This window comes from Verrucomicrobiota bacterium, from assembly GCA_027622555.1.
Lineage (GTDB): Bacteria > Verrucomicrobiota > Verrucomicrobiia > Opitutales > UBA2995 > UBA2995.
The window spans coordinates 63,392-84,887 of the sequence record JAQBYJ010000008.1 but is presented as its reverse complement, the minus strand read 5'-3'; the positions used below and the strand labels follow the sequence as shown (position 1 = coordinate 84,887).

General features: G+C 47.0%; 21 protein-coding genes. 7 read left to right on the top strand and 14 right to left on the bottom strand.

The features are described 5' to 3' along the window. The first annotated feature begins 110 nt into the window (after window positions 1–110). Complete coding sequence (locus tag O3C43_03940; GenBank protein ID MDA1065633.1) at window positions 111–1,469, top strand: MFS transporter; 1,359 nt, start codon at window positions 111–113, stop codon at window positions 1,467–1,469. Then, window positions 1,466–2,014, top strand: a complete 549-nt coding sequence (locus tag O3C43_03935; protein ID MDA1065632.1) for a lipocalin family protein — start codon at window positions 1,466–1,468, stop codon at window positions 2,012–2,014. The genes O3C43_03940 and O3C43_03935 overlap by 4 nt, the downstream gene beginning before the upstream one ends. Window positions 2,015–2,032: 18 nt before the next feature. Here O3C43_03935 and O3C43_03930 read toward each other — a convergent pair whose 3' ends face one another. The 9 genes from O3C43_03930 to O3C43_03890 form a co-directional block, all read right to left on the bottom strand. Then, entirely contained in the window at window positions 2,033–2,752 is a 720-nt protein-coding gene (locus O3C43_03930; GenBank protein ID MDA1065631.1) for a DUF2071 domain-containing protein, read from the bottom strand. Between the two features lie 45 nt (window positions 2,753–2,797). Next, complete coding sequence (locus O3C43_03925) at window positions 2,798–3,802, bottom strand: ADP-ribosylglycohydrolase family protein (protein MDA1065630.1); 1,005 nt, start codon at window positions 3,800–3,802, stop codon at window positions 2,798–2,800. 20 nt (window positions 3,803–3,822) lie between these two features. Then, window positions 3,823–4,380 (bottom strand): heme-binding protein, encoded by a 558-nt coding sequence (locus O3C43_03920; GenBank protein ID MDA1065629.1) that lies wholly within the window; start codon window positions 4,378–4,380, stop codon window positions 3,823–3,825. A gap of 37 nt (window positions 4,381–4,417) precedes the next feature. Next, on the bottom strand, window positions 4,418–5,416 hold the full coding sequence (locus O3C43_03915; GenBank protein MDA1065628.1) for an FAD-dependent oxidoreductase: 999 nt from the start codon (window positions 5,414–5,416) through the stop codon (window positions 4,418–4,420). Between the two features lie 170 nt (window positions 5,417–5,586). Continuing rightward, the gene (locus tag O3C43_03910) at window positions 5,587–5,895 is read right to left on the bottom strand and encodes a hypothetical protein (protein ID MDA1065627.1); all 309 of its coding nucleotides are present in this window, start codon (window positions 5,893–5,895) and stop codon (window positions 5,587–5,589) included. Between the two features lie 366 nt (window positions 5,896–6,261). Then, on the bottom strand, window positions 6,262–7,557 hold the full coding sequence (locus tag O3C43_03905; GenBank protein ID MDA1065626.1) for a deoxyribodipyrimidine photo-lyase: 1,296 nt from the start codon (window positions 7,555–7,557) through the stop codon (window positions 6,262–6,264). A 4-nt stretch (window positions 7,558–7,561) separates the two neighbouring features. Continuing rightward, a complete protein-coding gene (locus tag O3C43_03900) occupies window positions 7,562–8,020 on the bottom strand; it encodes a tryptophan-rich sensory protein (protein MDA1065625.1) in 459 nt (152 codons plus the stop codon). 12 nt (window positions 8,021–8,032) lie between these two features. Next, window positions 8,033–9,448, bottom strand: a complete 1,416-nt coding sequence (locus O3C43_03895) for an SDR family oxidoreductase (protein MDA1065624.1) — start codon at window positions 9,446–9,448, stop codon at window positions 8,033–8,035. Between the two features lie 72 nt (window positions 9,449–9,520). Continuing rightward, the gene (locus O3C43_03890) at window positions 9,521–11,203 is read right to left on the bottom strand and encodes a fasciclin domain-containing protein (GenBank protein MDA1065623.1); all 1,683 of its coding nucleotides are present in this window, start codon (window positions 11,201–11,203) and stop codon (window positions 9,521–9,523) included. A 722-nt stretch (window positions 11,204–11,925) separates the two neighbouring features. Between O3C43_03890 and O3C43_03885 the strand changes: the two genes are divergently transcribed. Further along, window positions 11,926–13,485 (top strand): SulP family inorganic anion transporter, encoded by a 1,560-nt coding sequence (locus O3C43_03885; protein ID MDA1065622.1) that lies wholly within the window; start codon window positions 11,926–11,928, stop codon window positions 13,483–13,485. Here O3C43_03885 and O3C43_03880 read toward each other — a convergent pair. From O3C43_03880 to O3C43_03860, 5 genes are all read right to left on the bottom strand, one after another. Further along, a complete protein-coding gene (locus O3C43_03880; GenBank protein MDA1065621.1) occupies window positions 13,482–14,606 on the bottom strand; it encodes a lysylphosphatidylglycerol synthase transmembrane domain-containing protein in 1,125 nt (374 codons plus the stop codon). The genes O3C43_03885 and O3C43_03880 overlap by 4 nt on opposite strands. A gap of 6 nt (window positions 14,607–14,612) precedes the next feature. Then, window positions 14,613–15,386, bottom strand: a complete 774-nt coding sequence (locus tag O3C43_03875) for a polysaccharide deacetylase family protein (GenBank protein MDA1065620.1) — start codon at window positions 15,384–15,386, stop codon at window positions 14,613–14,615. After that, a complete protein-coding gene (locus tag O3C43_03870) occupies window positions 15,383–16,063 on the bottom strand; it encodes a GNAT family acetyltransferase (protein ID MDA1065619.1) in 681 nt (226 codons plus the stop codon). The genes O3C43_03875 and O3C43_03870 overlap by 4 nt, the downstream gene beginning before the upstream one ends. Beyond that, entirely contained in the window at window positions 16,029–17,273 is a 1,245-nt protein-coding gene (locus tag O3C43_03865) for a glycosyltransferase (protein MDA1065618.1), read from the bottom strand. Before O3C43_03865 ends, O3C43_03870 begins: the two co-directional genes overlap by 35 nt. 306 nt (window positions 17,274–17,579) lie before the next feature. Continuing rightward, window positions 17,580–18,047 carry a YhcH/YjgK/YiaL family protein gene (locus O3C43_03860; protein MDA1065617.1) on the bottom strand — a complete coding sequence of 156 codons (468 nt, stop codon included), beginning with the start codon at window positions 18,045–18,047 and terminating at the stop codon, window positions 17,580–17,582. A gap of 127 nt (window positions 18,048–18,174) precedes the next feature. Between O3C43_03860 and O3C43_03855 the strand changes: the two genes are divergently transcribed. From O3C43_03855 to O3C43_03840, 4 genes are all read left to right on the top strand, one after another. Continuing rightward, window positions 18,175–18,630: a prepilin-type N-terminal cleavage/methylation domain-containing protein gene (locus O3C43_03855; protein MDA1065616.1), complete on the top strand. Its 456-nt coding sequence runs from the start codon at window positions 18,175–18,177 to the stop codon at window positions 18,628–18,630. A 126-nt stretch (window positions 18,631–18,756) separates the two neighbouring features. Then, entirely contained in the window at window positions 18,757–19,236 is a 480-nt protein-coding gene (locus O3C43_03850; GenBank protein ID MDA1065615.1) for a prepilin-type N-terminal cleavage/methylation domain-containing protein, read from the top strand. A gap of 120 nt (window positions 19,237–19,356) precedes the next feature. Beyond that, a complete protein-coding gene (locus O3C43_03845) occupies window positions 19,357–20,865 on the top strand; it encodes a glycosyltransferase family 39 protein (GenBank protein MDA1065614.1) in 1,509 nt (502 codons plus the stop codon). Further along, window positions 20,858–21,496: a hypothetical protein gene (locus tag O3C43_03840; protein ID MDA1065613.1), complete on the top strand. Its 639-nt coding sequence runs from the start codon at window positions 20,858–20,860 to the stop codon at window positions 21,494–21,496. The genes O3C43_03845 and O3C43_03840 overlap by 8 nt, the downstream gene beginning before the upstream one ends.

Here is a 21,496-nt window from a genome sequence, read left to right as displayed (position 1 = left end):
CGCTGCTCTGCTTTTGTTAAAGTTTCTGACCATTCAGGATTCTCTGAATCAAGCTAAATTTATACCTCCGCCTGATAGTCTTCTGTACCTTTTCGGAGAGAGGTAGGCCAATGACCTGGCGAACTAAATCAGGCTTCGGACTGGCGGAGATCGGTCTCAGCGCCGTGGAACTCATGCTGCAGATCTATTTGCTCGAATTGTATGTGGTGGCGGGATTGAATCCGCTTTTTGCGGGACTGGCTCTGGCCCTTGCTGTAGCCTGGGACGCGGTGAGCGATCCACTCATGGGTGTAATTTCGGACCAGACGAAAGCGAAAACCGCTGCGGGAAAGCGGCTGCCCTATTTTTTTGCAGGAACCGTCCTCATGGGAATTGCCTTTGCTTGTCTATTTAACCCGCCTGCTTCCACCGGCCAATGGTCGCTTTTTCTTTATCTGTTGGGTATGTATTTGCTTCTCAATACATCGCTGACACTGGTCGGTGTCCCACACCTCGCCATGGTCAATGATCTTTCTGGATCCAAAGAGGAGCGAGCGGATCTTTTCAGCTGGCGCTTAATGTGTGGCGCTTTGGGACTGCTTCTCGGATTGTCTGCTCCCCTGGCCATCGCCTCCACCCTCCTCCAGGAAGAACTGGAAGTATCTCAGTCTCTGCTTATGGATAACCGGCGGATGGCCGGCCTCGTAATAGGAGCTACCGCCACCATGCTTTCGGTGATCACTGGATTTGCAGTCCTGAAGCCCTTGGGAACCGTACGGAGTGCGGAGTTGGAGGTGGAAACCAATCGGTTTTCGTTGCAACATCTAGCCTTGGCCTTCAAGTCTCGCGCTTTTATTTTGGTGACAACTGGGTTTGTATTTATCGCACTTGGCCGTGCATTCAATTCCAGTCTCGCATTATTGTATTACAAGGTTCGTCTCGGATTTTCCGAGCAGCAGATAGGCACGTTGCTTCTGGTGTTAACCCTTGTTATTATGGCCTCTGTTCCGGTTTGGTTAAAATTATCCCGACTGTACGAAAAGCGATTACTCTGCTTATGGGGTATATTGTTGCTGACTTTGGTAACGGCAGTTGCTTACCCGCTTTTCGCTCCTGGACAACTTTGGCCAGTATTGGCCGTGGCCGCAATGGGAGGTAGTCTGGTTGCTTGTGTAGCTCTTCTGGAATCCCTCTTTTCTGACATAGTGGAAGAGGATGAAAACTCTCACCGCGTACCCTTATCGGGTGCGTACTATGGGCTTTGGAAAATGGCTACCAAAATCTCCCGCGCTTTGGGTCTGGTGGCCACTGGCTTACTACTGTCCTGGATCGGATTTGTGGAAGGCTCGATTGAGCAACCCGTAGCCGTTCAGCGAGGAATCGCCTGGGCCTTTGGTCCTGGTGTGGCTCTTTCCTTCGGACTGGGTGCCTGGTTTATCTACCGGTCAAATCCACACGCTCGGGAATCAACCAACACTTTAAAAACATGAATAAGCTAAAAACTATTATAATTACCTTAGCTATGAGTATCACCGCGATCCTGACAGGATGTAAGACTTACGAAAACCTGCCCGAGATGGCGGCCAACGTAGACATCAACCGTTTTATGGGAACCTGGTATGTCCACGGTTACACGCCCACCATGCTTGATAGGAATGCCTATAATGCCACGGAAAGCTATGAACTTGATGATAACAGCCGAATTCTGACCACTTACCGGTTTCGAAAAGGAGGTTTTGATGGTCCGATAAAAACCTATCATCCCGTAGGTAAAGTAGTGGATTCAGAAACGAATGCAGAGTGGAAAATGAGGTTTTTCACCGTGATTTCTGCTCCTTATCTTGTCTTGTATGTGGATTCCGACTACTCCGAGACACTGGTCGGTCATCCGAACCTGAAGATGGCGTGGCTCATGTCTCGCTCTCCGGAAATATCAGAGACTCGCTACGCCGAGCTGGTTCAGGAACTCAAAGATAGAAATTTCAATCTAACGGACTTTGTTCAAGTGCCCCAGCGGTGGGATGAACCTCGGTAAGGCGTCCAGAACTTCAAGTCACAAAGCTGTTGGTGGATAGGCAATGACATCAATGCTCCTGGAAAAGAGGACTGAAGGATGCTGGTTGCCAATCTCGAAATCGTCGAGCAAGGTGTTTTTTTGAAATGAGATTTCTGCTTTTTCAAGTGGCCATTGGGGATGGTGTACTTCCGTGCGATACAGTTGCCCTCGTTTACTCTGACAGTAAAGGCAGTAGCGTTCTGTAGCCCATGTTTCGAAAGAGTTTTTATCCCACTGATGGGTTTGGGTAGGCTTGTAAGTGGCTTCGAATGCACAATGTTTCATATGATGGGAGTAGTAAACCGATTGACCCTGTTCAATTACTTCCACTTTCGCTCGGCGATAAGGCAGATGAAAAAACGTACGCGCGGTCCAGACCGCAAATTGTTTGGGCACATCAAGGCTAAAAAACCAAACCCCCTTTTTCCCTTCACATTCGACATAAGTCCTGACATTGATTTCCGGGAAGTCACTGAATGCAGACACCGGTGGAAGACCACGGAAAGTAACCCCTTTCATATCGAATGGCACAATTCCGATCCATGCCTTACCTTCGAATAGATCGATCTCCAGCTGAGCGGGAATTTTAGATCTCAACTGAGCTGGGTCGATTTCCCAATGTATGAAAGCCAGGTTCAGCCATCGCTGGGATAGCAACCAACTTCCTTCAGGCAGGGGCCATGGGCGATGATCCGTTTGATTAAAGGCTGGATGCATCCGGACTGGGAAAAAGTGAACACTTAATCATTAATGAGTTAGGATTTAGACGGAGGAGGGCTTTTCCTGTTTCGTTACTCGTCCGATTGACTTCAGATCCTTTAGCCAGTCTTTAGGAATGTTATTTATGCTGCCAAGTATCGAACCGACTACCGCACCGCGGTGACAATTGTCACCTCCGCATCGTGCGTTAGCAAGTATGCCAGCCTTGAAATCATCTCTATATTTCCAGGCAAGAAAAAGAGAGGCCGAAAAGGAATCAGGTAAATAACAGGCAGGAGTCAGGTGACGGCCAACAATGGTTCGATCCTCAAAATCAGACCATCCTTTAAATTGTTCGGGGGAGTTCAATGGACTGACTCTTTTTTTCAATACTGAATCCAGTTCTTCGTCATGTGCCAGATCCATAAGTATCAGCGCCAATGCTTCGGCCGCTTTCAAGGCGTGAGCGTTTCGGTGCGTCAGGGCCACATGCTGTAAAACGGTTTGTATCCAGCGATCGTAATCGAGTGCTTCTACTTGGCTCAAACCGGCAAGGAGCGCGGGCACTGTGGCAAGTGCTCCAATGTGAAGATCATCAATTCCGCATTTCTCGGGAGTAATGCCCGAAGCCAGACGGTCGAAAAACGCCCGATGGTATTCCTCCACATAAGTGTCCTTGTGCCAGCCAGGTCTCCTCATGAGTTCTACGTAGGTTTGCAGCCAGCGAGTCGGATGGTAACTACGGTTTTGAAGAATACTGTTATAGAGCTCTACAGCCAGACGGTAATTTAAAGTGTTTTCTCCGGCTTCCAGGAACTGATGGTAATGAACTCCTCGTTTTCCCCAATAGCTTGCTTGGTCGTGCAGGATATCCGCTTTGCTGTTGCGCGGTTTGTAGGAAGATCGCCAGAGAATGCTGTCAGGATGAGGATTTTTCGGAGCTGTATATACAGCCAGTTCAGGATAGTCGCAGTCAAGAGACTGGACGTTGTAATACCAGTGGACCGGCATGGCTGCCGCATCAGCTACCAGAGAGCCGAGGAAGGCCTGGTAAAAGGATTCTTTCATTGCCGCCACCCTTAATGCGGTTAAGAGGAAGCTGCCTCACTATTCTTAGGCCGGACCTCCACCTGGACTTCAAAGGTTTTTAAAAACCATGGCGTAAAAGGACCATCCCAATATACGGCAAATGGTTCACCAACGGCTTCCATCTCCTCTTGGCTATCCACCCACTCCAATAGAATGACTTTGGCTTTTTCGAAATTGTTTTGTGAGTAAGAACCGCGGGACCCATGAGCCACTACTGTGCGCTTGGGCACATCTATCACCCGAACATTGGCAGCGTCACTCGACGCCTTTTCCTCCTGCGCGGAGGACACCCAGAAATACATGGCGCCCGGATCCATTCGCGCCTCAACGGGAGTGGTCATGGCGATATCGTTTTTTTGTATATATTGAAAGAGTGGTCTAAAGAGACTGTTCGAACTGTCAAAATAGGAACCGTCTCCTCTGGCCTCAAGCAGACGTCCAGAGGGAAGTTCTTTAAGCTCGGTGATGCCCGGCTCGGTAGGTTCGAAGGCTTTTTCGTAGGCCATAATAAAAGGTGACTGTATAATGAGTATGAGTGGAATTAGATATCGTAACATGATTCTGATGGGTTAGTTTAGTTAAAATAGTTAGCAGTTATCCTGATTTTTGTTCCCTTAGACATAGCTGTAATAGTGTTTCGGCCGCAGCCCATCCCGAGAGCGCCGCGCCTTCCACACGAGGACCGCCAAAGGCATCACCGGCAATAATCAGGGGCGGATGTTGGTTGATGACTGAACAACGATCTTCGTCCGTGGTAACCGGTTTGCTATACCGCCATCCATGTACCTGATATTTGACTACAGATGCACCGAGCCATTGCTGTGAAGCAAATAAGAGTTCCTGGGCAACCTTATCCCGGTCGCCCTCCCAGTTTGCCTCACTGTATTCGCCTGTGGCGTGGATGGTCACGGCAGTTAACTCCGAGATGCCCTTGGTCTGGTTATCCGCTATCCATGCTATTGGTCCTGTCTCAGGTTTTAAAGATCCTGGGGCGGGGATAAGCGAAGGCCCGTCCAGAATAGCCATTATAGCAAAGCACTTTTCATACTTAATTTTTTCCAGACGACTTCTGGTCGTCCCAGAGATTGCAACGTTTCCGGCATCCAAAATAGCCAGCGACTGAGGGACGGGAGGAGTCATTACCACGGCTTTGGCCTGGATGCGCTCTCCTTCCCGTAAGTGTACTGACCATTTATCACCGTCAAGCTGAATGGCTGTGACAGAACCCTGCAATAGAAGATCCAGGTTCCGGGCCAGTTCTTTGCCGATGGCCGACATGGTGGGACTCCCACAAAAACGTGGATGACCGCCACCATCGTTTAGATTGTTTCGATACCATTCTTTAACGATACCTTGCTTGTGCCAGTCCGCCAAAAGCGCGACGAAACGATCATCGCGAGCTGTCACAAATTGAGCTCCATGGTCAAAAACGGCACCATCAATTCGTCGATTGGCCAGTCGCCCTCCCACGCCGCGTGCTTTATCAAGAACAAGAACCTGCATCCCGGATCGTTTAAGTTCAGTTGCTGCAGCGAGACCGGACATACCCGCTCCAATTACTACAATCTCGGTTCTTCGCGTGTTGTGGTTCATGATTGGATGTCATTTAATAAGTGAAGAATAATTGAACTATTAGTAATTGTTCCGTACTGATTCACTTTGGCCTAACCGAGTATTTTATTATGCAATGTTCTAAATAGTTTTACATGGAAAAGCGTGCAGGGCTTAACCTCCCCCTGCACGCCTGGACTCAATTGAGGAAGTTAGCTGTTTTCAATACTTGTATTGACCAGGGTGGTTTTTATACTGGGAGTTGGAATACTATGGCTCTCCTCACCAGGACCAACGACTGTGATAAAATCAGGCTCTGAGTTAAAATCCAGTGATTTCTGGAACTTCCAATTCGAATTCATCAGAAAAGAATTGTTTTTCGTTTCTTTTGAGTCTGGTGCATATACATTAAACACGGAGAGTTCCATGACCCTATCAGATTTCAAAGATATCATATTTCCTGATAAAGAGGCACAGGATAGTACTGCAATTAGAACTCCGAGAGTTAGTTTGGATTTCATTTTCATTTTCATTTTATTTATTGATTAAAGAATTAGCTGTTTGGTGAATCTTTTAGGTTAGTTTAGTGGGATGCTATCACAGTTGCTTGATAACATAACTTACATAAGAGCTACAAAATAATTCAGAACAACCACATTGAATAGTTAGTGCGCCAATAAGCGATTCATATACTGTTCAATAATCCTATATACTATATATATGGCCCAACAGTGCATTCAATAACGATTCATTCTCGTTGCCTTGAATTAAGTAAGCGCACTCCTGCAGGAAAAATCGCGAGTCTGATAGTTCGCTAGGGCAATGCCTATTAAATACCTGCGGACTTTGCTTTGAACGGAAGGCCGCTAAGTATTGCTGGTAAAACTTTAATCGCAAGGGATGAAGCCATCAATTCCCTTCTTGTAGGTAGCAATCGCGCGTTCTCTGGCAAACTTATGATCTACCATCGGTTCAGAGTATTCATCAGTTCCATACTCAAGCAACCATCGTTTTATGTATTCATATTGAGGATCAAACTTTTCTTGTTGGGTCGCAGGGTTAAAAACTCGAAAATAAGGAGCGGCATCACAACCGGTTCCAGCCGCCCATTGCCAATTGCCATTGTTCGAGGAAAGTTCGTAGTCCAATAATTTTTCCGCAAAGTATGCCTCTCCCCAACACCAGTCTATAAGGAGGTGCTTGCAGAGAAAGCTGGCGACCACCATTCTGACCCGGTTATGCATAAAACCTGTTTGGTTTAATTGGCGCATACCCGCGTCCACGAGCGGATAACCCGTTTCGCCACGGCACCAGGCTTCAAACTCCGTTTCATTGTTTCTCCAACGGATGCCGTCGTATTTACTTCGAAAATTCCTGCTTACCACTCCAGGGAAATGGAACAGTATTTGCATGAAGAACTCCCTCCAGATAAGTTCCGATAGAAACAGCTCCGATCGGGGGTAGATGTCGCCAAGGACTTGACGAATGCTTACAGTTCCGAACCGGAGGTGTGGACCCAAACGAGAAGTGCTATTTGCAGCCGGAAGATTCCGCTCTGCTCCATACATTTCTATCCGACTGATATCATATTTCGGTGTTGGCAAGTTGGACTTTAGAAATCCAATTTCTTTTAGTGTGGGAAATTTTGCCTGGTGTTGGAAAAACCCATGCTTGGTTTCGTTGGCGCATGCCGTCACATTTTGCGCTTCTAGCTTTGCCAGCCACTTTTTCTTATAGGGTGTAAACACGGTATAGGGCTTACCGTCCTTCTTTACGATTTCACCTTCTTCAAAAATCACCTGGTCCTTATACTCATTCACTTCCACTCCATTTGCTTCGAGCAATTTACGAATCGCCTTGTCCCTGTCACGAGCATAAGGCTCATAATCCTTATTCCAGTGAACCGCCCTGATCTCGAATCGAGTAAGCAGCGACGACCAAACGGCATGTGGATCACCTCGAATGGCAAGTATTCCGCTTCCGCACTTCTTGAGATGCTGTTGGATTTGTGTTAATTCCTTATAGATGAACGACAGTCGAGCGTCGTCTATTGGCAGATCTGTGAGAATATTTTGGTCGAAAATAAAGATCGGAAGCACGGATAAATCGCCGCTTAATGCACTTTGGAGCGACCTGTTATCTTCGAGGCGCAAATCCCTCCTGAACCAGTGAACAGCAAGCATCCTTTTAATTCCTTACAACTATGTAAAGGTTAAGAGAAGTGGCAACCAACAGCCACAGAAAATAGGGCAAGATAAATAGGGTCTTCACTTTTAATCGGGAGAGGTAAGCAAATAATAAGCAGGCTACCAAAATACCGAGAAGGGCTATAATAACCAGGCCGAGAAAACTTTGGTGATAACGAAAGAATACAAGATTCCAGGATGTGTTCAGGAACCATTGAACTGCGAATAACACCATCAGAGAGATCTTGTCACTCAGGACCTCCCAAGCATAGGACATGTAAAAAGCGAAACAAATCACGATCAGAGTCCACGCTAAACCAAACAACCACCCCGGGGGAGTCCAAGGCGCTTTGTTCAACTGAAAGTACCAATCAGAAGCAGGTCCATTGTCCATCAAAAGACTTCCAATGCCCAAGGCCGCAAAATTGATAAGCAGGAAAGTGACTAGTCTGAGTACCATGACGCTATCATTCTATTCGGTTAGCTTGTTCAACATCCCTGTAAATAATATACCATGGAGAGGATAAACAGAGAACCAATATAATCTACCCAATAATCCCCTTGGCCTAAAGGTAGCTGTTTGACGAAGTTTACTGCCTTCTAACTTGAATTCTAACCAGGCTTCACCCGGCAACTTCATTTCTGCGAACAACAACAAGCGACCTTCATTCTTATTGGCGTAGAGTACGCGCCAAAAATCTATGGCATCTCCTGCAGCAATTTCATGCTCATTAGTACGGCCTCTTCTTAGACCTACACCTCCTGCAATTTTGTCGAGAAACCCCCTTATGCGCCAAAGCCAATTTGCATAATACCAACCGCCTTTTCCCCCAATACTCCAAATCCTATTGAGGATAACCGCTTTGTCCTTAACCGACTTACTGCGTTGGTCACTAAAACAACCATGGCCCGGAACCTGAATAAAATCTGACAATTTATAACTTCCATCTGCGCTTACCAGTGAATCTTTCCAGCTCGATATTATCTGCGAATGCTCCACCTCCTCAAAAATGCTGACCAGGGCTTCCTCATAGCCAATTGGCCGGATATTGAGAAGGTGGTTGATGCGATCATCTCTGCACAATACCTCCATCTTCATGCTTTCCACGAGTGCGTTGGCTAGCTTATAGGAGATAGCAGTAATAAAGTATAACCAATAGGACGAAAGCCTGGGCGACATTACCGGCAGAATAAAGATTCGTCTCTTCAATCCTCGCACCTTCGCGAAAAGGAGCAACATGTCCCTATACGAGAGAATATCCTCACCTCCGATGTCGAAGTTATCATCAAAAGCTTTTTTATTACCAAGTGTCTTTTCAAGAATTATTACTACGTCCGCAATGGCTATGGGCTGGCATAGAGTCCGTAGCCATTTCGGCGCAACCATGATAGGTAGCTTTTCGACAAGATCTCTTATGATTTCAAACGATGCGCTGCCCGCCCCAACAATAATACCTGCTCGAAGCGCTGTAAAATGATACTCTCCCAGGGATAGTTCGTCCTCCACACGCTTTCGAGATCCCAAATGCTTGGATAACGTTTTTTCATTTGCAATTCCACCAAGATAAATGACCTGGCGTGCATTGGTTTTACTTACCGCCTCTCTAAAATTCATTGCCGACCGACGTTCCATATCTTCGTAATCGGATGAGGAAGACATGGAGTGGACTAAGTAGTAAGCAGCGTCTATATCTTTTGGTATTTTTGCAAGGGATGGTCGGTCCAGGAGATCTATTTCTATAATCGATATACTTTCCTCCAGCGATTCTGAAGGATGAAACCTGCCTACATCCCTTGCGCAGCAGACGACCTTATGTCCACTTTTCACAAGAACTGGGAGAAGTCGTTTCCCCACATATCCTGTAGCCCCAGTTAGTAAGATTTTCATAGATCAAGGTGTAATACAACACAACAGGGACGCACCCCATGCGCCCCTGTTTTATTAGTCAACTTGATAAGTTTATGTTACATCGGAGGTAACAATACTTTTATCAATGACGTGAACAACTCCATTTGCTCCTAATAAGTCGGTTAAAATAACATTACTTTCATTGATGGTTACTCCGTCACCAAGGGCCAGAGTCGCCATATCTCCATTGCCCATCGTGACATCTCCAGCGGTTACATCTGCTGCATTGACCTGCGTGCCGACAACGACGTGATAAAGGAGGATATCCAGGAGAGCTTCGTTGGTAAGACTTTCCAGCGTGCCTTCCGGAAGATCTGCAAAGGCAGCATCCGTAGGCGCGAATAAGGTAAATGGCCCCTCAGTCACCAGTGTATCCGCAGCACCGGTTGCAACAGCGGCTGATAGCAAAGTGGAAAAGTTACCAGCACCACTGAGAGTGTCAACAATCGTTCCATCAGGTGAGGGCGGGAGAATGACCTTGTCGATGAAGTGAACTATCCCATTTGTTCCATCGATGTCGGTTTGCGTGACATTGGCGCCCTGGATAATTACACCACCATCTGCTGTGACCTGGATAATAGCCTCAGCGCCATTGGCCACAGTTACCTTAGCGTTGGATACTGCTGATGAAGGAACTTCTGAAGTTACTACATGATAGAGCAGTATATTTAACAGCTCTTCATTTGTCAGACTCTCAAGAACTCCTTCAGGCAATGCGGCAAATGCCTCGTCGGAAGGGGCGAAGAGAGTGAAGGGGCCATCTCCAATAAGAGTTTCGGCCGCACCTGTATCGACGGCAGCCTGGAGAAGAATACTGAAGTTACCTGCGGCAGTGATCGCTTCCACGATATTTTCATTTCCGGATGGCGGCAGGATCACTGAATCAATCACATGAATAATGCCATTGGAGGCCATGAAATCAGTTTCGATGATATTGGCCCCCTGGATAATTACGCCTCCAGCGTCAGTCACCTGAACGACCGCTTTTTCGCCATTTGCCATTTTAACCTGACCGTTACCGACCGATGATGCGGGTACTGCACCCACTACGGCGTGGTAAAGAAGAATGTCGGCAAGCAGTTCAGGGTCAGCCAGTAGCCCATTCAATGTTTCGGCAGGGATCTTGGCGAAAGCCGCATCAGTAGGAGCAAACAGCGTAAAAGGTCCCTCGCCTGAGAGAATTCCAGCGATATCTGTACTTGGTTGAGCCGCGCTAATTGCAGCCAGCAAGGTAGTGAAATCATCAGCACTCACCAGATTGCCTGGAATATTATTGTAAGTCATATCGTAGACCTCTGCCATTCCAATGCCTCCCGCTCCGACACCATCCGCAAGGTGAAATGAATACTCACCGGGATCTACGGTTGCTATGAGAGCCGCGCCTGCATCACTGGCGGGCGGAATTTGGGTGGCACTAATGGCAAACATTTGCCCCCCAGTTTTCCAATCGTCATTGGCAATGATAACTTCATTGGGACCGTCGGTCATATGCTTAAATAGAGAGATATTCGGATCAGCAATGGGATTACTTACATTGTCAGTCGGGCCGGTTCCCTTCATGTATATTGGAACTTTTTCTCCGGCTTCACCCTTAACGATAAATCCGATGATGAAAGTTTCCTCTTCTGAACCCACTTTGGCTCTGGCGGATAAGTTGATTACCTCAGCTGCATTTGAGACTGCCCCAGTAAACAGGACTGCCATCATTAATAAGATTTTTGATTTCGTTCTCATGATTCTTGGATTGAATTAAACAGTTTTGAATTATTTTTAAGCTAAAACTAGCGTGTTTAATACAGTTCATTCATGGTTCAATAACAGTCTTCAATCAATTATAACCCATAACAGGCTTAAATAGCTGTTCATTTATTGTTCAATTTATGAGAGCAAACAAAAATGATCCAAAATAAGCCGTTCAAAGCCTATGTGGCTCATGGAAGCTACTAAATGTCGGAGTCATCCGGATTGTATTCACTGCCGAATATACAGATAGGCGATTCAACTCACTCGACCATTTCAAATGATTCCCCGGAAAAGAAAAAAAGGGTCGATGTTCATATTTCAGAAAAGAAAAAAAGGGTCGATGTTCATATTTCATATTTTCTTTGTTCTAAAAATCATCTTTGGAGTTGTAGTGGGTTACTTTCTACTCGGGGAGCGATTTCGAATGCTTTGATTATTTGAGTGCTTCCGATGGGAGTTGGTATCGTGGTTGTCCTTTTTCAAAGTGCGGAGATACAATCGTTCAGCAAAATAGTTGGGGGAGCCGTTACCCGGGGAGAGGATGCAAATGAAAGTGGATGTTCCTTTGCATCACGAAGGGTTGGGAGAATTTCCTCTTAGGAAATAGGTTGCCTTAGCTTGTTTGGGTCGTCATGACCCCCGACCTTTTGTGTTTAAGGGTCGGATAGTTTCATTCCCAAGAAACGGACCCTTACGACTAAGCTACTGAAATAATGTTTGATCTCTTTACGAAATCTCGCGGCAACTGGAAGGACGATATCCTTTCCGGGTTGACCGTTGCGCTCGCACTTGTGCCTGAGGCGATTGCCTTTTCTTTTGCAGCAGGTGTGGACCCACTCGTAGGGCTATGGGCTGCTGTGTTCATGGGCTTCATTACGGCCTCATTTGGAGGTCGGCCAGGTATGATTTCCGGCGCCACCGGCGCTATTGCCGTGGTGGTTGGTAAAGCAGTTCAGTATGGAGATGCCCAAGGTGAAGGCCTGGGTCTGCAATACCTGTTTACGGTTATTATGCTAGCCGGAGTGATCCAAATAATCTTCGGGCTTTTGAGATTAGGGCGATTCATCCGCCTGGTGCCGCATCCGGTTATGATGGGCTTTGTCAATGGCCTGGCCATCGTGATTTTGATGGCGCAATTTGCTTCATTTAAAACGCCCGATGGGTCCTGGATTGCCCCATCCCAGTTGATGGTTATTGGTGCTTTAATCGTCCTGACCATGCTCATCATCCAGTTTTTCCCAAAACTGACCAAGGCAGTGCCATCCACTTTGGTTGCTATTGTTGGGGTGGGATTAATCAGCTATTTCTGGACCGGATCCAAAACAGTTGCTGACGTTCTATTCGAAGGGACGGGTAGCAGTATCCTTAGCGGTGCGTTTCCGCTGCCGACTATTCCAACCGGATACATCGTTTGGAACTGGGAGAGCTTGAAAGTAATAGGCGGGACAGCACTTACCGTTGCGATGGTGGGGATCATTGAGTCCTTGATGACACTTCAGTTGATTGATGACCTGACCGAAACCAGAGGAGCAGGAAACCGGGAATGTATTGCCCAAGGCGGAGCGAATTTTTTGTCCGGCCTTTTCGGAGGTATGGGTGGTTGCGCCATGATCGGGCAAAGTTTGATTAATATTAAATCAGGTGGTCGGGGGCGTACCTCCGGCGTAGTTGCCGCACTTGCCTTGGCCATTTTTATCATGGTGGGTGGGCCCGTCATTGGCCAGATCCCGATCGCTGCACTGGTGGGCGTTATGTTCATGGTGGTTATTGGAACGTTCGAGTGGTCAACCTTTCAAACGTTTGGCCGTGTGCCGGTTTCGGAGATCTTCGTTATAGTTGCGGTCACCTTGATCACCGTATTTCTCCACAATCTTGCGCTGGCGGTATTCGCCGGTGTGATTCTTTCGGCCCTGGTCTTTGCTTGGGAAAGCGCCAAACACGTTCGGTTGAATCCTCAGGACCTCCCCGACGGTTCAAGAGTCTATGGGTTACAGGGGCTTTTATTTTTCGGCTCGGTTCGTGAGTTTACGGAGTGCTTGTCTCCGGCAAATGATCCGGACGAGGTAATCATCGACTTTCTGCATGCCCGCGTCTGCGATTACTCCAGCTTGGAAACACTCAATGCTTTGACTGAGCGTTATAAGAACGCCGGTAAACGGGTTCGCATACGTCACTTGAGTCCTGAATGCCAACAGCTGCTTCACACGGCAGGATCACTCATCGAAGTCGAAGTTGCCGAAGACGATCCTCATTACACCGTTGCCAGGATTTAGGAGGCCTTGTTTCTTTCTGTTTCCACTCCGATTGGTGCAATCGTTTCCAGGATCCTGGGAGGAAAGAGTTTATCCATGTGGGCGCTGACATAAAAAAAGACAGCGCCGCCTCCTAGTAAATAAAGGTGGTAGGTGCTAAAGCGCCAAAGGATAAGGACCAGGCCCACCATGGGCACCGGGACGAAGTGCCCGAGAATAAACGCCGTTGCAACCTCTACTCCTCCGCCACCACCTGGCAGAAATACCAGCATAGCAAACAGGAACAAAAAGCCTTGGATGAACAGGAGTGGGAAAGGATTTTTTAAACTTCCAAATGCCAACAAAATCAAGGGAAGAGCCCCATACCGGCAGACCCATTGAATCGACGCCAAACAGAAATTAATGAGAAGGGCACTACGTCGTTTGCGGAAAAGGAATCGTGTGATTAGCCAGGTGCGACGCATGCTACGTTTCAATTCCCAACGAAAATGACGAAATTTTCCCGGCCACCTTTGGCGACGACCGAGAGGCGATGCGTTAGCCATACTGTGAATGACTTTGGCCCAGAGCCCTGTTTGAAAAAAGAGGGCCATACAAATGATCCCGCCCAGGACAAGACCCCCTGCCAGGACGATTTGCCAGCCAGGCAATTGGGAGAACATCTCCGTCCAGTTTTTGTCCTGGACTATAAAAAAAATCGCGATGGGAGTAAGCAGGCCGAAAAAGGTAAGATCTACCATTACATCTGCCGCCAGCATGGACGCGCTTGTGGTTAACGGGACATGCGCTTTTTTCAGTAAAAACAATCGAAGCGCTGTTCCGCCCATCCCTGCGGGAGAGGCGGCTATGCCGAACTCTGTAGACATGGATACTGAAATGGCCTGACGGTATTGGAGCTGGTGACCAAGGGCACGTGAATTTATCCAGATACGGCCACCATTACAAAACCAGGCAACTACAATTGCTGAAAGAATGACTGGAGCGTACCACCAATTAAATTGAGCGATATAGTCCCAGGTTGCCTCCTCAGTAGTAAAAAATAGAATGATAGCTGTAGCGATTATGCCCAGGATTACGCCTTGTAAGCCGTAGCGGAGGTATTTGCCAAATTTATGGGGAGAGTTTGATTGGTTATCTGACATACAACTTTAGCTCACTGCCATAGAGACCGGTTTTCGCAAATCCTCTGGAATAAGATCGCGGTAGGTGCTGGTTGTTCTTGAGCGAAGTGCTTTTTCTAAAACTCCATAAAGGTGGGCTTCAATATCGGGGTAGTCGAAATCAATCGGATGAATCGCCAGTCTGAGGATGTGGGTATTTCTGTTCCATTGGTGAAATAGATTGATCCACAACTTGGATACGACACGCCTCCAAGCGTTGCGTGAACTGTATACGAGTGTCGGTGCTTTGACAAAGGTGTTTAAGGAGGGCAAATCGACTCCGTCCCAAAGGGTATTATATAGAAACCCCGCCTCTTTGATCGCCGCTTTGGCTTCCGCGCTCACGAGCCAGGCCGGAGCAGTAAATCCATAAACGGGAAGATGATTGCGTGTAAACAAACTGATTCCCGCGGCCAACTTTTCTTCCGCCTGGGTTTGGGACAGTTGGTAAAACTCTCCCTCGCCTGTGGTGTAGACATTGCCCATGAGTCGCTGGTACCAATTACCTCGAACGGCCTCCGCTCGGTGATAGTAACCGTGCAGACAAAGATCAAAATCCGCCTGATCCAACCCTTTTAACCATTCCACGAATTCAGGGGTCTCCGTGAACGGAGCTTGCCCGTGGTACTGAGGAATAACCAGCAAGGTCATATTTCGTGCGCCGAGTTGTTTACTCTTTTCAATAAATCGCCGACAGGTCTCCCAGGATCCAGGATGGAGATCGTGAAAGGAAATGATCAATTGTTTCCGGGTTCTATTCATGTCACCTCCGGAATTGGCACCGCATCGTCCTTATCAAATTCCCGGTAAATGGTCGCTACCCAAACACGTTGATCATGATAATCTTTATATTTGGTGATCTCTTTTCGATCAATGAATTTGAAACCGTAGCGTTCGAATATTTTTTCTGATCGGCGATCTTCGTAGACTTGCATCTGACCAAAAACCCCCTTGAGTCCCTTTTTGGCAACGCTGTTAACGAACGGAAAAATAAGACGCCTGCCCGCGATTCCTGTTCGGTATTCTTTATACATGTTAATATGAAAGTGGGCCGCATCCGGAACGCTTTTTGGCGTTTCCGCGAAAGCTTTAAAAAGGAACCAACTGAGAAACTTAAATGAAGCACGGTTGTAACGAAACGTTAGAACGCGTCCTACTATTTTTGGAACCGTCCTTGTCAAAATGATCCACAAAGTTTGTCGATTGACCGAATTATATTTGAAACATCCGAGGAGGTACCCGACTACGCGATCCTCATCAACGGCAACCAAGGCACTTTCGGGTTCAACATCGGTATAGTAGCGAGTGAAAAAATCGGCGAAGGCATCTCTGTCGATATAGACCGGGTCAATGGGATTTCCCATAAATCCTGTTTCGCAACAAATGTCGCGAACCGCCTGACGGTCACTGGGTAAGTAGGGCCGAATCTTCAGACTCATTCGTGAATGGCTGTGCTTTGTCCGGCGAAGGTAAATCCTTGCTGGCGAGTTCCGAGTATAAGGATGTCAGTTTCGAAAAGGTGACTTCCCAGGAAAAGTGTTCTTCCATTTTTTGTCTTCTTAAGCCGCGGTCGATTTCGGATTCATCCAATCGCCAGATTTGAGAAACCGCTTTGGCCAAGGCTTTCCCGGAAGTGTTGTGAGCCATGATGAGCGGTTCTTCGTATTGAAGGCCTTCGTCAAGGCCTCCACCTTTCACTGCAAGGACCCGGGTACCGCAGGCTTGCGCCTCAAGTGAAACCAGGCCGAAGGTTTCACAGTCTCCTGCGTGCACGAATAAATCGGCCGCAGAGTAAAAATCCGCCAAGCGTTCCGGGGATTCGCAGAAATGCACCCAGGAGATGTTTTTTTCTTCGTTTGATTTTTGCCGAATTTCGTTACGCGACTCACCGTCGCCGATGAGTAATAGATGATGTGGTTCGGCGTGTTCCTTGAGTGTCTCCATCATATCGAACAGGCTTCGAATATTTTTCTCACGCGCCAGGCGGCCAACAAACAATAACAGTCGGGTATTTTCAGTCAGGCCAAGTTCTTTAAAAATTCGATTCCGGCTTTCGCGAGGTGTGAAGGTTTCCAGGTTTGTCCCAAGTGCAATTCGTTTGAGCCTTTTAATGCCAACATTTGTTAATAGCTCCTCGCAGTGTTTACTCGAAACGACGGTTGCGGACATCCGGTTATAAAGTTTGATAAGGTACTTCTTAATCCATGGCGAAACCAAGGACTCGATTCTGGTGCCGGCGTACTTTCTTAAAGTTCGGTCAAGTGCTCTTGGGTAGTCAGAATGGTAAAAAGCGACAATCGGGATATCGTGAATCCGAGCGGCTTCCAAGCCAATCCATGCTGCGCGGTAAGGATCGCCCACTTCGATGATATCCGGATTCTCCCCGGCTATTACGGAAAGGATTTTCTTCTTACTTATGAGCATTCGGTAGCTGTTCGAACCTATTAATTTTGGACTTTTAATCTCATAGACGGCCGTTCGGCCTTCTCTGGTAATAGCGTCTCTATACGAGGGGATAATGAGAACGTGCGAGTGATCCGTATGCGCTAACAGGTAAGCTATCTTTTCATGAATGTACCGGCGCACTCCACCGCTCATGGTGCTATAAAACTGCACAATGTCGCAGATTATTAAGGGCTTTGGCGTCATGGTGAATGAGAAGCAAACAAGTCTTCCTCCCGGGGTTGAGACTGGCAACTGATTTTTCTTCCTTCGATCGGAAGCTGATTTTGCTGGTTATGATGTAGGGTTCTTGTTGATTGAGGCTCTTTTATGGACGTGCGGTCTGTGGATGACCCCGTCGCCTTTCTGAATGACTTGGCGAATTATTATTTGAGCTGAGAGACAGAACATTCTGAACTCCCGCTGCCAGATGGATTGCGTATTCCCGTTTTTATCAACGAATTCTGGACCAACAAGCAACGGCAGGCAGATCGTTTGTTTTCGCAAATAGTCCTAGAGTCCCAATTCTGAAAGCGCGATTTTTACGACCACCTTTTTAATCAAACGGGCTTCTCCCACTTCCAATTGTGGCATGTGTACGTCTTGCGGTAATAGAAATGCAAAGGAACCCGGGTAGACATCGACAAGGGTTGGCACTGATTCTGGTGTTTCGAAAAAAGTAACGTCGGTTGTTTCGTTGTAAGGAACACTTTCTTCCAACTTGTTTATATCAACCACAGCAATTCCTTCAGCACCATCCAGAGTGGCCTGAATATCCGCATATTTTTTATGAGCCTCGAATTTAGCTTTTGCAGGAGATTTGGTCTCATAACTCATTACCCTGGCGAACATCGCTTCGCCGTTGAGTGGGTATTCTCCATCCGGCGTATCGCTACCCAGGGATTTAACGAACTCAATTGCTTTGGTCCATGCCGGACCCAAAGGATATTGGCCGGCGTTTTTTAGTGTGTCTGTTATCATATTCTGGGCACTTTTCTACAAGATGGTAAAATGCGTGTAAATAGCTACCTCGAAATGTCCCTATTTTGACTGCGACAACTTGCCCTAAGATCTTATGTAAAGTCCGTATAGCGCGGTGCAGCTTCATATGAAAAATAAGAAAGGCTTTACCTTGGTGGAAATCATGATCGTCGTCGTGATTATCGGGATACTTGCGGTTATGGCTCACCCTGCATTTCAGAAGGTGAAAACGCATTCAATGGCTTCCCGAGTTGCCAGCGACTTTCGCACCTACGCCGGTTTATTTGAAACCTATGCTTTGGATAATGGGACTTATCCGCCTGATTCATCCCCCGGAGCCCTGCCTCCAGGGATGGAAAACTACATAAAAATTGAAAATTGGTCCGAGAGGTCACCTATCGGTGGCAGTTACGACTGGGTGTTCAATGGATTTAGCGGGACCCCGGTGGCAGCCATTGCAATCACCGGTTACACGGCTGGTGATGATCCGGTAAGAAAGCTGGATGAAATAATGGATGACGCTGGACTCAGTACCGGCATTATCCAGAAATCGGGTGGATCGGTGATATATATTATCGAGTAATTCCTGCTCCTTGACTGCACAGAAAATATGGGTGAAGTAAAGGCCGTGTAAAATAGATTCAGATCATTGTGGGCTTGTGCTTATTGAGGGACAGTCCAACCCACATTTATCTCAAAAGGATCAAACATGAACACGAATCCTCAAAATCCACCCTATCAGAGTAAACGGGGGTTTACTCTTGTTGAGATCATGATAGTCGTGATGATCATCGGTATTCTTGCTGCAATGGCCGGCGTCGCATTCAAGCACACGAGAGAACGGGCTATTGCCACAAGGATTGGAAACGATCTTCGGGTTTTCGCTGACGCCTTTCAAGCCTACTCTTTGGAAATGGGCGATTATCCTGCGGACGTGGGTCCTGCCACCGTTCCGAGCGGAATGGAAGAATATTTAAACACCAGCCTATTTACTTCGACGACACCTGCTGGCGGGTCATACGACTGGGATAAAGGTGTATTCGGAATTACTGCTGCTGTCTCAGTTATGGGAGTTACGGTTGGGCCAGGAATCATTTTGAAGATCGATGAGATTCTCGACGATGGGAACTTAGGTAGCGGTAACATTCGCTCGCGGTCAGGCGGATTGCTTTACATCATCGAAGGGTAACATTTCTTTTTGTTGTCTACCAAATCAGCCTCGGCCTTTGTAGCGTAGGCTTTTTGCTATCTCGTCGTTGACAGACGGTTAGGATTACAGAATCTTCCGCGGAGTGCCATCGTGTGTTAAATGAGCTTCTTCCGGTCCTTTAGTTTCCGCCAAATTGCCCCATGGGCAGTGGTCGTTTTTTTTGTCCTTAAAGCAATAATAACAAGTATCTGGATCGTTCGACCCTGGGATATTCCCGATGAAGTTGGGCATTATTCTTATATTAAGGATTTGGCTACCGGAAAGGGATTGGCGGTGCTTCATGAAACACTTCTTGATGTAGAGGTATGGAAAATGTTTGCCCCTGACCACCCACCCTCACCTGGTACCAATTGGATCGCTCAGCATCCACCCTTATACCATTTTCTCATGGTACCGGTTTACTGGTTGGGGGCCATGTTTGGGTCACCTGTTTGGGGGCCGTTTTTTTTAATTCGAGCAGTTACCTCCGTATTTTTTGGGCTGGGTCTTTTTGTATTAATGAAGGTGCTCCGGGAGGTTGGCCTGAATCCGGGTGCTGCTTTGGGCGTTGGTATTATGGTCGGTAGTATTCCCAACCACACCTACCTGGCTGGTGGTGTAAATCATGATGCATTGGTGTTTTTATTCGGATGCCTGGTGTTGTTGTTCTGGATACGATATAGCTTAAAAGGTGAATTGTCTGATTTAACCAAGCTCGGAATCGCTCTAGGCATAGGCGGAGTTGTGAAATACACCTTCCTTGTTCTTTTTCCGCCCATTCTGGCTCTTTCCTTAATAACCATTTGGAGAAATGGATCTGATGCCTGGAAACACTCTATCAGGATTCTTTTATTATCTACTCTCCCGATTGGGTTTTGGATAATGCGAAACTTATTTGTTTATGGTCAAATGCTGCCCATTGATATGACCGGTTTTGTGTCGGATGAACCGTTGAACATATCGCTCCTGGAATTCGGCAGGGCTTTCCCTATATTTTCGATCCTTATGCAATCGTTTTGGGGTCTTCTCGGATGGATGGGCGACGGGGTCATCAAGGTGCGTTGGCTTCAGATTTATACTATTTACCAAGAGGCCTTTACCTATCCTTTAATCGGCCTTTTTCTTCTCTCGCTGTTTTATACCGTAAAGAATGGAATCGGTAGCTGGAAGCGCTTACTTTGGGGAGTCGATAGGACGCTAATCGCGGTGGTGCTGCTCTTTGTTTCGGATTGGCTCGATCAGGAGTACACCCAATACTGGATTCTCATTGTTATTGGCACCATTGCTCTTAGTTGGAGGATTTCAGACCATTTTTTTGGATACGTAAATAATGAGAAAGATAGGGAAGGGGGTATCGAAATGGGTGCGCTTGTCATATTCTTTTTCTTCCTGATTGTTCACATCTTAAAAGTTTATTCGTTTACCGTTTCGTCCGGAGCACTGCAGGGTACGTTTGGACGGTATTATCTACCTGTGTTAGGTTTTGCCATCGTAGGATTTTTTGCTTTTGGGCTTAGGAAATGTCCTTGGGCCGCACAACTAGTACTTGGATTCGGGATACTTTATAGTTGTGTGGAACTTTATATCTGGCTTCACGAAGCTATTCCATTTTTCAGTGTCTATGGATAGGGTATTCACATGTTTATGTTCGGTTCGCATGGGAGGGTTTGCAGGACTCGCCATAGTCAGCGTTTTGACTATCCTTATTCTGCAGGAGGATTCAATTCAACCGTTCAAAGAACATCTCTGGGCAGAAGATATCATCAGCGCACCTTTAATTGAGGAGAGCGTTTTAACTCAGGAATTGATAATACCCGAGGGACTCGCCGGCGAACGGTTTCAGACCGCTATCTTCTTTGGAAGTAAGGAAGAAGCCAGTATCGGATCCGTTGAGATATCTTTAACTCAGGCAGCCCATTCACAGGCGCACGTCGCGGTAGGTCTTGCGCCATACCCAACCCTGAGAAAACGATTTAACTTTGATGGTTTTTCTGAGGGATTAGCTGTTATGACCATTAAAGGAATGGCGGGCAATACGGAGTTGGCACCCGGTGTTTTAGGCATTGAAAAAGGGGAAGGGGCGGAACTGCAGGGACTGTCAAGCGAAGACCCTCTCTATTTGTCAGTGGACTGGTTTAAAATCGTTGATGGTGGAGATAAACTAAGCCTGAGCTTTCCAAACCGACTGATAGCCCTGCTTTGGTTGCTACCTTTCGCGGGACTGATCGCTCTTTCCTGGGCAGGAATGAGAAACGCTTAA